The sequence below is a fragment of the Mojavia sp. genome (assembly GCF_059505145.1).
Map to the genome: position 1 here is coordinate 35,177 of NZ_JCACKA010000089.1, position 13,027 is coordinate 48,203.

The 13,027-nt window shown below is 39.6% G+C and carries 10 protein-coding genes and 1 pseudogene; 7 read left to right on the forward strand and 4 right to left on the reverse strand.

Annotation, left to right across the window (positions count from 1 at the left end):
• The first annotated feature begins 838 nt into the window (after window positions 1-838).
• The 3 genes from AC5JL8_RS26120 (at window position 839) to AC5JL8_RS26130 (ending at window position 5,345) form a co-directional block, all read left to right on the forward strand.
• Entirely contained in the window at window positions 839-3,424 is a 2,586-nt protein-coding gene (locus AC5JL8_RS26120) for a two-partner secretion domain-containing protein (protein ID WP_495882590.1), read from the forward strand.
• Between the two features lie 441 nt (window positions 3,425-3,865).
• A complete protein-coding gene (locus tag AC5JL8_RS26125; protein WP_495882591.1) occupies window positions 3,866-4,657 on the forward strand; it encodes a DUF3891 family protein in 792 nt (263 codons plus the stop codon).
• A gap of 364 nt (window positions 4,658-5,021) precedes the next feature.
• Window positions 5,022-5,345, forward strand: coding sequence for a hypothetical protein (locus AC5JL8_RS26130; RefSeq protein WP_495882592.1), 324 nt, complete (start codon window positions 5,022-5,024; stop codon window positions 5,343-5,345).
• A gap of 918 nt (window positions 5,346-6,263) precedes the next feature.
• On the opposite strand, the gene AC5JL8_RS26135 is transcribed toward AC5JL8_RS26130, so the two are convergent.
• Complete coding sequence (locus AC5JL8_RS26135; protein ID WP_495882593.1) at window positions 6,264-7,064, reverse strand: SDR family NAD(P)-dependent oxidoreductase; 801 nt, start codon at window positions 7,062-7,064, stop codon at window positions 6,264-6,266.
• Between the two features lie 41 nt (window positions 7,065-7,105).
• Window positions 7,106-7,315 (reverse strand): hypothetical protein, encoded by a 210-nt coding sequence (locus AC5JL8_RS26140; RefSeq protein ID WP_495882594.1) that lies wholly within the window; start codon window positions 7,313-7,315, stop codon window positions 7,106-7,108.
• A gap of 592 nt (window positions 7,316-7,907) precedes the next feature.
• Here AC5JL8_RS26140 and AC5JL8_RS26145 point away from each other — a divergent pair.
• Window positions 7,908-8,189, forward strand: a complete 282-nt coding sequence (locus tag AC5JL8_RS26145; protein ID WP_495882595.1) for a hypothetical protein — start codon at window positions 7,908-7,910, stop codon at window positions 8,187-8,189.
• Window positions 8,190-8,570: 381 nt separating this feature from the next.
• Window positions 8,571-9,080: a hypothetical protein gene (locus AC5JL8_RS26150; protein WP_495882596.1), complete on the forward strand. Its 510-nt coding sequence runs from the start codon at window positions 8,571-8,573 to the stop codon at window positions 9,078-9,080.
• A 359-nt stretch (window positions 9,081-9,439) separates the two neighbouring features.
• Here AC5JL8_RS26150 and AC5JL8_RS26155 read toward each other — a convergent pair whose 3' ends face one another.
• Complete coding sequence (locus tag AC5JL8_RS26155) at window positions 9,440-10,078, reverse strand: TetR/AcrR family transcriptional regulator (RefSeq protein ID WP_495882597.1); 639 nt, start codon at window positions 10,076-10,078, stop codon at window positions 9,440-9,442.
• A gap of 89 nt (window positions 10,079-10,167) precedes the next feature.
• Here AC5JL8_RS26155 and AC5JL8_RS26160 point away from each other — a divergent pair, with 89 nt between their 5' ends.
• Together AC5JL8_RS26160 and AC5JL8_RS26165 are read left to right on the forward strand one after the other, a co-directional pair.
• A complete protein-coding gene (locus AC5JL8_RS26160) occupies window positions 10,168-10,962 on the forward strand; it encodes a glutathione S-transferase family protein (RefSeq protein WP_495882598.1) in 795 nt (264 codons plus the stop codon).
• A gap of 200 nt (window positions 10,963-11,162) precedes the next feature.
• Entirely contained in the window at window positions 11,163-11,630 is a 468-nt protein-coding gene (locus AC5JL8_RS26165; protein ID WP_495882599.1) for a helix-turn-helix domain-containing protein, read from the forward strand.
• A gap of 701 nt (window positions 11,631-12,331) precedes the next feature.
• Here AC5JL8_RS26165 and gshB read toward each other — a convergent pair.
• Window positions 12,332-12,976, reverse strand: a pseudogene (gshB, locus tag AC5JL8_RS26170) (glutathione synthase); the annotation flags it as partial.
• Between the last annotated feature and the right edge of the window lie 51 nt (window positions 12,977-13,027).

Consider the following 13,027-nt stretch of genomic DNA (forward strand, 5'->3'; position numbering starts at 1 on the left):
ATAGTTAGACTAATGCTTTGGCAACTTATTGATGAACTTTTACTGTTTACCTTACTTACTGCTTCTGTTGTGATATCGTTTTAAAAATCAAAGTTTTCGCAGAAATTAAAAGTAATTATAAAACTTTATAATCTTAATAAAAGAGCAAGTTATTTTTGTAAGGAGTGCAGCTGTATATTCGGTAAATATTCTAGTTCCCTAAAGTAACAGTAAGCTTCTTTTGAATACTAATAGCTCAGACCTATTAATTAGACTTTTCTTAGAAATGGCAGTAGAGCGAAGAATCCAGGCATTGTTGAAAGCTCGTGTTTATGAACAGTCTAAAGTTAGTTTGTATTTAGGAACACCCGTAATAAGAGGGGGGTAGCGATCGCAGTAACTTAAAAATATCGGCTCAATATAAAGGTTATGTAAAAATTTTAATTTTTAGCGAAAAAGTTGAGCGTTGGGTTGAAATCATAGTAGCCGCGATCCCAAGTAATAAATCAGCCCACATTTCGCACGTAAGCGAAGAGATTAATCTTATTGTTGGTACTCAACCTAATTTCTTTACTTGAAATTTACTTAATAAATAGTTTACTATCAATCAAATAGCTGTATTATTGAAATAACTTCTTGCAAAACTATTAGCAATATATCTATTAAATCAACAAGGAAGTGTCGCTGTGGCAAATCTTTGAATTTCGTTATTTAACCTTTAGTATTTTTATGATTAAATACCAACTAAATTTCAGTTATAAATAGCATTATTAAGTAACAAACAAGATACTAATTAAATTACGAAGATTTTTAAAATCCTCTTTTCAAAAATATTTATTATTAAGGTAGAGGTATAGTTTTGATTAAATTGAGATTGACTTATTGGGTTGCTTTGTTGAGTATTGCCGTAAGCGGAGCTAGTATTTTATCTGGCAAATGTGCAATTGCCCAAATTAGCTCAGATGAGAATTTACCTAATAACTCAAAGGTTATACAAGAGAATAATACCTTTAATATTCTGGAAGGAACACAGCGTGGTGGTAACTTGTTTCACAGTTTTAAAGAGTTCTCTGTTCCGATTGGACATACTGCTTTATTTAACAATAGTACAGATATTCAAAACATTATTAGTAGAGTTACGGGTGGCTCAGTTTCTAACATCAATGGTTTAATCAAAGCTAATGGTACTGCTAACCTGTTTTTGATTAATCCAAATGGTATTATCTTTGGTCAAAATGCTCGTTTAGAAATTGGCGGTTCATTTTTAGCAAGTACTGCTAGTAGCTTAAAGTTTCCAGATAACTTGGAGTTTAGTGCTACTAATCCTCAGTCTGCACCCTTGCTGAGTGTCAATCTACCAATAGGTTTACAGTATGGGGCAAATCCAGGAAGTATTGTCCATCAATCCCAAGCTACTAGTAATAATAAAATTGGTTTGCAGGTAAAGCCCGGTAACACTCTGGCACTTATAGGCGGAGATGTAACGCTCTTAGGAAGCATTCTAACAGCCGGAGATACTCCAACGGCAACAGCGGGACGAATTGAACTAGGCAGTGTGGCTGGCGATAGTCTGGTCAAGCTTGACTCAACAGACAAAGGCTGGATTTTAAATTATCAAGGTGTACACAACTTCAAAGATATTCAAATCTCTCAAGAAAGTATAGTCAATGCAAGTGGGGCAGGAGGTGGTGCTATTCAAGTCCAAGGCAAAAAGGTGAGCCTTACTGATAGGTCACGCATTGTGTCTTTTACTTTCGGCTCACAGCCAGGAGGGACAGTAACGCTGAAAGCCTCCGAGTCTTTAAACTTAAGTGGAAGTCAGAATCAAAGTCTAAAAGAGTATATTTTGGACATAACAAGATTTGCCGGCATAAAAGCCAAGGACGATAAGGGCAATCCGGTCGCTAATATAACAAATCCCTCTCTACTTCCCTACGGTATCTTTACTGCAAGTTTTGATTCTGGTGGTGCGGGGGACATAATAATTAAAACTCCAAAATTTAGCGCCAATAATGGCATATTCGTTCTTTCTCCTACATTTGATCGAGGTCAAGGAGGGACTATTACGCTCAATTCTGGCATTGTGGAACTGAGTACATCCGTTTTAGGAACGCTAAGTGGGGCTGGTGCAACTGGAAAAGCAGGAAATGTAATACTCAAAAGTAAGCGTTTAACTTTGAGTGATTATGCGGTAGTAACAGCATTAAGCCTTGGAGCAGGCCAGACGGGTAATCTGAATATAGATGCCTCACAATCTGTGCAATTAAATGGCAGCGAAGGATTAAAGTCTGGAACCTTGCCATTTCAAACACCAGACGTATTATTTAATACTGGATTATTTAGCATTTCCTCCAATGCGGATGCTTCTGGAAACTTAGAAGTTACAACTGCGCGATTAACTCTTTATAATGGGGCATCCATATCAGCTGGTACTAGGGGTAAAGCACCGGGTGGAGATGTTAGAGTGACCGCCTTTGAATCATTAGAATTAAGTGGCAGATCGCCTAACAACAGTTACAGCACCTTGAATGCTAACGCTAGTGAGGGGAGCGATGGTCAGGGAGGAACAGTCAAGATTAAAACTGGGAATTTAATTGTTCAAGATGGGGCTAAAATAAGTGTGCTTAGTGCAGGCACAGGGAATGCAGGCAACCTAGAAATTGAAGCCAACTCGATTCGTTTGGACAAGGAAGGATCACTAGAGGCAACAGCCTCATCGGGTGAAGGCGGCAACATTACGCTACAAGTGCAAAATATGTTGATGTTGCGCCGCGGCAGTAAAATATCTACTAACGCAGGTGAGCAAAAAAAAGCCGGTAATGGCGGTAATATCACTATCAAAGCTCCTTTCATCATTGCTATCCCCTCAGAAGACAGTGATATCACCGCTAATGCTTATACAGGCAAAGGTGGGAGAGTCGATATTGAAGCTTTTGGTATCTTTGGTATTCGACCCCGTGACCAAAAAACTCCTTTAAGCGACATTACTGCCAGTTCTGAGCTTGGTGTAGACGGCACAATAGAACTCAACACACTTGATATTGACCCTAATAGTGGTTTAGTAGAGTTACCCACAATAGGCGTAGACACTGAAATAGCCCAAGTCTGCGATACTCCGGATTATGCTCAAAGTAGTTTTATCATCACCGGACGCGGTGGTTTACCTTCCAATCCTACGAAGGATGTAGCTGCTCCTGATGGAGTGGAGGTAAGTTGGGTATCGCTCAAGCCAAAAGGTGATGTCTTCGACGGGCTACGCCTACGTAACAGTTCATCGGTTATTAGTAAGCCAATTAGCAATATGCCAGAACGTATTGTAGAAGCAAGCGGCTGGTCGGTGAATAAAAAGGGAGAAGTGGTACTCACAGCTAATGCATCCACTGCAAAAGCTCGTGGTTCATGGCAAAACGCTATAGCTTGCAATATTCCTCACGCTCACAAGTAAGGGACTTAAAAAAAAATATCCCATTGCTTTGATAGCAAGGGAGCAGTTTTTGACATTTTTAGAGATGCTTTAATGTCACCTTGACAGGGCTAGCCCCCATTCATACCATGCAAGCCTACGATTATCATGCAGTCGCATCGTTATTTGTCTTTCGGGCGGCTGAACAAGGATACTCATGCTATTCATTAGAACTGTTACATAGAAATTTCACTTAATCCCGATCAGGAATTGAAACATAAGTTTGCTGCTGTGAAAAGTCATAACGAGCTTGTGGCAGATGGGATTGTTGGTGCTAAAACGAATGGTAGCTTTGCTCTTGAGTTAATAACCAACCAATTCGTTTAGTAGATGTTTGTTTGAAGATTTAACCTTTAGGTAATAGCGAATGACCCTAAGACAGGTGTAATTTGAAAGGCAAGAAATATCTTCAGATTTTAACTTATGCTGCATCGCTCATCCAAGTATGGACTAATTTGTATTACTCAACCACATCATGCATGGCTTTCAGGTCAATTAGCACGAGCTTGGGGAAACGAACAATTTGGTGAGTTTGTCCCCAAACAAGAAGTTTGTTTTGCCGCAGAACAACACGATATTGGTTGGCTGCAATGGGAACAAAAACCTACACTTAACCCAGAAACTGGCTACCCTTATAAATTCACAGAACTTCCAACCGAAGTACATATAGATATTTGGTCAACTGCGAAACAGCTAGCATTGCCTTTAGGTAGATATGCAACGCTCCTGGTTTCACTTCATGGTACAGGATTGTATGAAAGATTTACAAGCTGGCAAAACTCACCTAAATCTGCTCAAATTGTGCAAGATTTTTTGAACAACGAATACGCTTTTCAAAAACAAATTATTGATACTCTTCAAAAAGATAAATATTACGCACCTTACGCAACGCCAGAGGTGATTGAACGCAATCAAAAGTTGGTGGCAACATGGGATGCGCTTTCGATAATCTTATGTGTAGCGAAAGTAGGGGAACAACATATCACTCAAGTACCAACTAACAATGGCACAACGACGTTAAAGTTAACTTTGGTAGAAAACAAAGATAATCATTTTACACTGATCATGTCTCCTTGGGCATTTCAGCAAAGCGAAATCAAGCTGGTATATGAGGGACGACTTGTGCGGCAGGCTTTTAGTGATGAAACAGCGATGCGGGAGGCTTTGAATAGTGATTGTTGGTTAACCCTAAGCACTACTTTAATCCCAGGCTAACATCAGCTCTATGGGGAATGTCATGAAGACGAAGATAAGCTGGGGGAGCAAAGAGTAATTGTTAGTATCTCTGACTATTTCAGTTTTTTTATACACTTATTTGTTCGTCCCTGCTTAAAGAGCAAGCTTTGCACAAATTACGCGCGCTCTTCGTACCATTCGACTAAAACCCAATTACCGAATCGGCTTTTCGCTTCTGCTCTAGTGTGACCTCCAGATAACGCTGCAATCGCAATTTTAAGTAAACTTATTGACTTTTATATAAATAAACTAGTAAAAAATAAACAGCAAACAGCTAGCAGTTATAATGCCCATAACATATTAATTGTCAATTATAGAAATGGGCAGAAATACAAGGCGCTTTGTGAATCGAATACTCAAGCAAGCAATCGTTTTACTGCTGGCAGTTTCTTTGTTGTTCACTATCTTAGTCACTACTAATAAACCAGCATATGCTTGCCGATGTCTAGAATTCCCGTCACCACAAGTTGCCCTGAATAATGCAACGGCTGTCTTCACTGGCAGAGTAATCAGTGCCGCGGCTGGTAGGGCCACCTTTAGCATTTCCCAAATATGGAAAGGCGAAGTCTTGCAAAAGCATAGAGCGTATTTTAACTTTGGGGATCACCTGATCAGGGAGATCCAAGAAATAAAATGCAATGGCCGTCGATGCGCGACCTTCGGTTGAAAGCACCAAGATATCTCGGCTCTGGCAACAATATTGTTAATACGGACGAGTGCATTTTATTATTGGCAAGTGCCTTACCTGACGCGAGAGAACCCTTGTGATCAAGTTTGTGGCGATCGCAACCTTATTAGTATGGTAACCAAGTTTGAGTTTTATAGTTTTCCTGACGCAAGGCGAAAGTACGTTTTACGCTCAGATGTTATGTACCGTCAACAGTCGAAAGTCTATTGAACGACCTCTGCTGTTCTGCAAACAGAAGCCTTGGGGCATAGTTGCAATTTGTGATTACTCCCCAACTCGTCGTCCCTCTACCTCGTTGTCCCTCCATCCCTTTCTTGACCAGAGCAATCGCTTGCCTTGAGCAACTATGCATAATACATTTGTATTAAAAACTGCTTAGAGTAAGCCATATTTCCCTGCCTTGAGTGCGGGGATTTTTACTATTTTGGTTATGGCGCGATGCGATCGCTTCCCAAAAAAGATAAACAACAGTTTCAACAGCAGCCCTGATGCGGGAGTATTTGCTTTCGACAGCAACAAGGAAATGTTAGGGGTGCAGTGCAGTGTGCGTGTTAGCGTGAAAACCTATAGCTTATCTATCTAATTGGAGCGGCAATTGAAAGGTTAAGTACAGCCGACCAGCTATCTCATTCATTGCCGGAACTAACTAAACAAACGCAAGAGCGGAACTTAATACACTGCTTGATGAGTGCAATCGTTTGAGACGCCAACTGACTAAGTTTGAACCCTGAATTTTAACAAACATAAATTACTGTCTTACCAAGCCACTTCCAAGTCAATTAAACCAGTGTAAACAATTACAGTCGAGTGAAAGCCCTCCACAAAATGTCATACATTACTACTGTGGGGCGCAACTGTAGTTCCGAATGTAGTTACCAAGTTAAATAGTGCTATGGTTTAAGGCAGGTTCAAGCGTTTGCGCGCACTAAATCGAAACAACTTATCAGGTAGTATTGCTCTCAGTCTAGGCAACCATTGTGCCTCATTGCCAACACGGTAGCGTAATCGTGGTGAGGAGCTCGAAGCAATACGAGCAATCGCTTGTGCAACCTTGTCAGGATTGTCACCTTGTGCAATTGCTTGATCGACAGATGAGCGAATTACATCGCGTACAGTGTCATAATCACTATGAATTGCGGTAGGCTGTAACATGGCTTGGTTGAAGTTGGTCTTAAAGTAACCAGGCTCAACTAAAGACACTTTAATATTGAATGGGTCTAGTTCCACGCTTAATGCTTCACTATAACCTTCAAGTGCAAATTTGCTTGCAGAGTAAAAACCTTGGCCAGGCGCGCCGATCAATCCTGCCACTGAACTCATATTGATAATATGCCCACTACGCTGCTGTCTCATGACGGGCAAGACAGCATTAGTAACACGTACAACACCCCAAAAGTTCGTCTCAAAAATCTCCTTGGCTTGTTCTAAAGAAGTTTCCTCAATCATGCTGGCATGAATTTGTCCAGCATTATTCACAAGTAAATCAATGCGGTTAGTCTGTGTAAGCAACTGATTAATACACGATTCTACTGAAGAGTCAGACGTAACATCCAGCGTCAACATTTCCACGCCCTGTGAAGTTGGATGTTCTTTGCGACTAGTACCAAAGACACAGTAACCACAAGCAAGCTTTTGAGCGATTAACTGTCCAAACCCGGATGATGCGCCTGTAACTAGCACGACTTTTTGGTTTGTCATTTGTTGATAAATTTCTGAAGGTATTGATAGAAACAGTAAATTTACGATGTTGGAGGCTGTGTCAAATCATTGGGCAAACTCTTAGCAGTGTCTTTTTGCTTTGCGTTACGTGCCCGATTGAGATCAGCATCAAAATAATCATCTTGCTGCCCCTGTTCACTCAAATCTTGGTACTCAGAACTATTTTTAAATAGTTCGTTGGTAACTTCGACATCCTCAGTCGTTAATTTCTGATTATCTGAGTAGGTCATTTCAGCTTCCTCAAAATTTAGAAATTACTCACAATAAGGTATTTGCAGGCTCTTTAAACCCATCTCAGGTAAGAATTTTTAGGTAATGTTCTAAACCTGTAGATTTAGGATTTTGCGGGGATAAACGCATAACCTTATGCTGGCTGGTGATGCCGGAGGTTATTGTGCGTAGCTCTGCTGTCCAAAGGTTAGGGTAAGGTGAGGTGCTATGGGAGAGCAGCAGGAGGGATTTGTAATTGAGGTAGGAGTACTTGACAGTGCAGCGAACCGAACAAACAAGTTCTAGTTTTAACGACTTGTGAGCAGTGTAAAAGTAGTTCATTATAAATTAAGGTATCAATGTTAATTCTTTTTACAAATTTCTGAACTCTTCAGATTCCCAAAGAAAGCTTATCAAAAATTCAGAAGTCATAATTTAAGTCTGAATAGTGAATGAATCTAATAGCTAAACATTATGTAGCTATCAAAAATTTAGCTGTATTAAATTAGTGGCGGTAATTAAACTCCCCACTATTAAATTTCTGACATTTGACTCCTGGATTTTTATTCATTTGCTTTTTTACAGTCGTAGATTTGTCAATTTTAGAGAAATATGAAAGTCATCAGGAAATTAGAAAAACCCATCCTAAAAAAGACGGTTACAACAGGGTTAACCCAAAAGCTAGAGCCGGAAGCTCAAATTATTGAGGCTCCAAAACCAGTAACAGAGGTTCAGCAAAAACTAGAGAATAATAAAAAGCCTGAGTATACTCCTAACTATCGCTATTCTCCAATGTTTGAGAGGCTGGAAGTTAAATCAATAGAAAACTCCGGGTGGGACGTATCAGATATTTGGCGGGACATTCGAGTAGATAATTACTGTGATGGATGGTAAAAACTTCAAGCTAGTGATGATGTCAACTAGCAACAGAAGCAATACACCTATTTTCATGTAAAACCGCTCTATTGCAGAACTAAAAATGATTCGAGAATAAAAAGTTGAAATAGGGGCTTAATACCTGTGCCCCTATTTCAAGCATAGAGGTCAGGTAAAGGTGCGTTATAATTAAGTTAAACTAAAGAATCTGCAATAAAAGTTGTTGAGATCAAGAAGTTTTTGTAATTGTATTTGTAGTTGTATTAGTAGTTGTATTAGTAAATAATTTGTCTACATAGCCTATATACAAGCAAGCAAACTACTGTCAAAGAAACTATATACAAATGTTAGTAGGCAAGAATTCATTGTTAAATATGAAACTTTACAGGAGTTGAGAGTATGGCTAAGGTGACAATTTCAATCCAGTTAAATGATGCTGAAATCAAAGCACTCTCAGCAATGCAGATTTCCGAAAATGAATCATTAAATCAAACAGCGACAAGGTTGCTCAAGGGAATTCTGGGTCAATCTAAAGCTGGGCTGACATTATCCGGTGGTGATGAGATTCAGGAGATAGTTAGACAACAAGTGATTGCTTTAACTTCATCTACACCAGCTGGTGATGAAGACATAAAACAGATACTAAGACAGGAACTAACAGATGCAATAGCCCAGATCAAGGGTTTAATAGATGAGCGTTTGGGTGGAGTTGCCCTACCTACACAAGAGGCTGTTTCTGTTGAACAGCAAGTCATACCAGACTATGAAGCAATACGTTCAAGCATTCTTTCTAAATTCAAAGTAGGCAAGCAGTCCGCAGCCAAAGCAATTGATGCTTTTATTGAGGAACTGGATGCTGTAGCTGCAAAGCAACAGCTAGAAACTGAGGAATCAGATGTAGCTTCTTAGAATTTTTCTGCTGAAAATCCAAAAAGTATAGCCAGAGTAGCATTCAATGCTGGGTCGTTGTGCAGCTTAATCTGAATGCAGCAGGGCTAGATATGGGGGCACAAGAAATTTACGTGTGCGTTCCTTAAGGAAGAGATGAGTCATCAGTAAGAGTGTTTTCGACATTCACATCTGACCTAAATAGCTTGGCAGATTGGCTCATACAAGTTGCGTTCTGTTGTAGTAATCTTTCGTTAGGGGAGATTGCTTCGCTCCACTTTGTTTCGCTCGCAACTTGGTATCACTAAGTGTGGAGTCACAGCGGTTTATGCGGCTTAATTGGATAAAGCCGAGCTTAGTATTTAAAGTTAAATGGTGTCTTAAGAGACTGCGAGTAAAGTTTTAATATATCGTCGCACAAGATATCGCTGCTGGTCTGGATGAAACTGTTCAGGATTAATGACAAACCCTGTCCCAATACCATCGACGAGTGCTATCAGTGCATTTGCTTCAAGCGTTAAGTCAATATCTTCTCGAATCAGCTTTGTGGTTTGCAAATCAGTAAACTCTTTGCAAATAAACTGATGTAGTAACTCATAGCGTTTTCGATGTTCCTGAATTAGCTTTTCACGCCCAATTGCATACCCTAGAAAGGCAATCCAAATTTGCCAACCTTGGCCACCACTAAGTTCAAAAGGTAGCGCTGCGAAAATCATTTGCTCAAACCGCTCAATTCCGTGTAGTCCTTCTGTACAAGCTTTCATGTCCCTAAATAGGTTTTCAAACACTCGTTCCAGTACAAAAAGCGTCAGTTCGTCTTTATCTCGAAAATAGTGGGTAAGAACACCTGTAGTACAGCCAAGTTCTTGAGCAATCGCACGCATACTGGCGCGATCAAGTCCTTCACGAATAATTACGCGCCATGTTGCTTCAGTCACTTCCAGACGGCGATCGCTATAACTCATTGTTTTGCTCGTGTTCCAAGAGTCAGTAAAAAATAAAATTAAATCTGTTGACATGTTATCACAACAGTTGTTATCTTATCTAACATAACAACTGTTGTCATCTAAACCTGATGTCACGAGCATGAGAGGAGAAGTAAATTAAAATGCTTGAACTCTACTACTTTCCGGGTTCACTCTGCTCTCAAAAGGTGAAGCTAGTTTTGGCGGAGAAAAATCTCAAATGGAGCGATCGCCTGATTAATCTTCTGACCTTTGAAAACTTGAAGCCTAACTACATCCGTCTCAATCCCAAAGGTGTTGTTCCAACTCTAGTCCATGATGGCAAAGTAATTTGTGATTCAGCAATGATTATTCGTTACTTAGATGAACAATTTCCTAATCCGAGTTTGATTCCGAATGAATTAGTTTTGCGAAAAAGAATGGATGCATGGGTTGATCTCCAGAATCGTTTTCCTATGCGAGAAGTGATGTACGGCAACTACAGAGGAATTGATGGCATCGTGTTACGACGCTCAGTTCAAATTAAAGAAAAGCTTATTCCTCAACTCATGCAAGCGAATCCTGAATTGAAAGAAAGATATGCTACTAAGTTGCAGGATGTGAAACAGTGGAACCAAACAATTCAGGATTCCAAGAAAATTGCTGATATCAATGCACAAATTCAGCCTTTGTTGAAGCAACTAGAACACCAATTGAGTGAAACTGAATGGTTGCGCGGTGAAACTTATTCCCTAGCTGATGTTGTATGGACAGCTGTTCTCAATCGCTTAAATGAATTAAATTTTGGCTATCTATGGGAAGACAATTCGCAATCTGAAATTGCAAGATATTTTCAAAATCTTAAAGATCGCCCTAGTTTTAAGGCAGCAATTCAGCAGGACAATATGCCATTGTTTATGATTACAGCTGGTTTAAGACGAATTTTTCTGGGTTTTTGATGTTGTTCACAGCGGTATAACAGCTTGATTTAAATAACGAGATACACTTTCATCAAAACCAATTTTTCAAATTTAGATAAGCTTCATTCGTTTCAGTAAGACATTCATAATCCTTGCTGAGACGACGAGACTAATAGTTTGGCAAAGGACATTGCTAGGTAGTGTGTTACTGATAAGCTACTTAAAAATCAGAAAAGAGTATGGCAAAGAAGTACATTGTTGATTTAACTGAAGATGAAGTTTATCAATTACAAGCGCTAATTAAAAAAGGTAAACATAAAGCACGAACCATGACCCGCGCTTATATTCTTCTGATGGCTTCTGAAGGAAAAACAGATCAACTAATCGCCTCCACTGTTCGAGTTCATATCTCAACAGTGGAGCGGACGCGAGAAAAATTTGTCATAGGTGGGTTAGGCTTTGCACTGAACGAACGCCCTCATCCACCGAAACCTCACAAACTTGAAAACAAACAAGAAGCATTTTTAATTGCCACAGCCTGTTCTGACCCACCCTCTGGGTGTGTGCGTTGGACAATGCAACTGTTGGCAGATCATTTAGTGAATACTGGTGTGGTTGATTCGATTTCTGACGAAACAATTCGTCAGACTCTCAAAAAAACGACCTCAAGCCGTGGCTTAAAGAATAGTGGTGCATTTTCTAGATAAATGCTGAGTAAATTTTGCGGATGGAAGATTTTTAGTTCTTAGACTTAACCGGGAAGTGCTTTTGTTGCTCGGATACTAACCGTGCTAACAACCCTTAAGTATCAGCAACGTAATGTCCTGAAATTTATGAAAACAGCTATTAGTAATGCACCCTCTCGTAAATCTGCTCCTTGTTTAATTCCAAAAGTTGCTGTCTCCTGTGATGATCCTGAGCAATAACTAGTAATTGCTACTTCACTTTTTGCTTCATTATTAGATTGGATGTCTTGCAAAAATCCTAGTTTTTTATTTAGAATCACAAATAAACACCGATAAACACAGATAATTTATTGGTGTTCATTTGCATTTATCTGCGAAAAGTCAGAGTGGAGGCTTCCTCCTTAGAGGTTGTTTGAAAAGTATTTGGCTGTGATTTTAAACACTTGTTGATCCCCCCTAGCCCCCCTTAAAAAGGAGGAAAAATTCTTAAAATACCCCTTTTTAAGGGGTATTTAGGGGGATCTGAAACGTTTTGCTACCAACAAGAGGACTTTTAAAACATCCTCTTAAACGCAAAGCAGCTTTTCGTCAGAAATTTGAACTTTGTAAAAAAGGTTTTCTCCAAACATAACTTTCCAAGACAATGTTTTAATTTTCATTAAATTAACTTTTGCAAGAAGTCTATTGATTGAGCAAAAGTGTTTTCTACTAATTAAACCCGCTTAAACAGTTACCTGTTCGACCCATTGAATAATCTGATGTCCAAGGCGAGTATTATCTAATCGTTCTATTTCACGAACTCCGGTTGGACTAGTGACGTTGACTTCGGTAAGGTAGCCACCAATTACGTCAATACCAACAAAAATTAAACCGTCTTTGCGTAATCTTTCAGCTAATTGAGCGCAAATTTCATGCTCTCTTGGAGTAATTTCAGTTTGAGCGACTGTACCACCTGCTGCCATATTATTGCGAAAATCATTCCCACTAGAAAGACGATTTAAAGCACCAATCGGTTCGCCATTAAGCAGGATAATTCGTTTGTCTCCTTGTTTTGCCTCTAGTAAATAGGTTTGTACCATAACTGGTACTCGACCTTGGAGAGTACTAAGTTCAACTATGGAGTTGAAGTTGCGATCGCCTGATTGTAAAAATAAAATTCCTTCCCCAGCTTTATTACCAAGTGGTTTGATAACTGCTGCCCCTTTTGCTTCGACAAATTGCCGAATAAACTGCTTATCAGCACTGACAATCGTTTCTGGAATTGCTTTGGGAAATTGCAGAGCATACATTTTTTCGTTTGCTCCTCGGATACCACTGGGGCTGTTAATCACCAGAGTTTTGCTTTGATCAATATAATCCAGAATATAGAACCCATTTGGGATCTATAAATGTGCCAGCCGTTTGAGCATCAGCCTGAT

Excerpts from the sequence above, each read along its gene's own strand:
- AC5JL8_RS26125 (WP_495882591.1), top strand. The coding sequence starts at position 3,866 with ATGCTGCATCGCTCATCCAAGTATGGACTAATTTGTATTACTCAACCA.
- AC5JL8_RS26155 (WP_495882597.1), bottom strand. The coding sequence starts at position 10,078 with ATGTCAACAGATTTAATTTTATTTTTTACTGACTCTTGGAACACGAGC.
- AC5JL8_RS26160 (WP_495882598.1), top strand. The coding sequence starts at position 10,168 with ATGCTTGAACTCTACTACTTTCCGGGTTCACTCTGCTCTCAAAAGGTG.
- AC5JL8_RS26150 (WP_495882596.1), top strand. The coding sequence starts at position 8,571 with ATGGCTAAGGTGACAATTTCAATCCAGTTAAATGATGCTGAAATCAAA.
- AC5JL8_RS26145 (WP_495882595.1), top strand. The coding sequence starts at position 7,908 with ATGAAAGTCATCAGGAAATTAGAAAAACCCATCCTAAAAAAGACGGTT.
- AC5JL8_RS26165 (WP_495882599.1), top strand. The coding sequence starts at position 11,163 with ATGGCAAAGAAGTACATTGTTGATTTAACTGAAGATGAAGTTTATCAA.
- AC5JL8_RS26140 (WP_495882594.1), bottom strand. The coding sequence starts at position 7,315 with ATGACCTACTCAGATAATCAGAAATTAACGACTGAGGATGTCGAAGTT.
- AC5JL8_RS26135 (WP_495882593.1), bottom strand. The coding sequence starts at position 7,064 with ATGACAAACCAAAAAGTCGTGCTAGTTACAGGCGCATCATCCGGGTTT.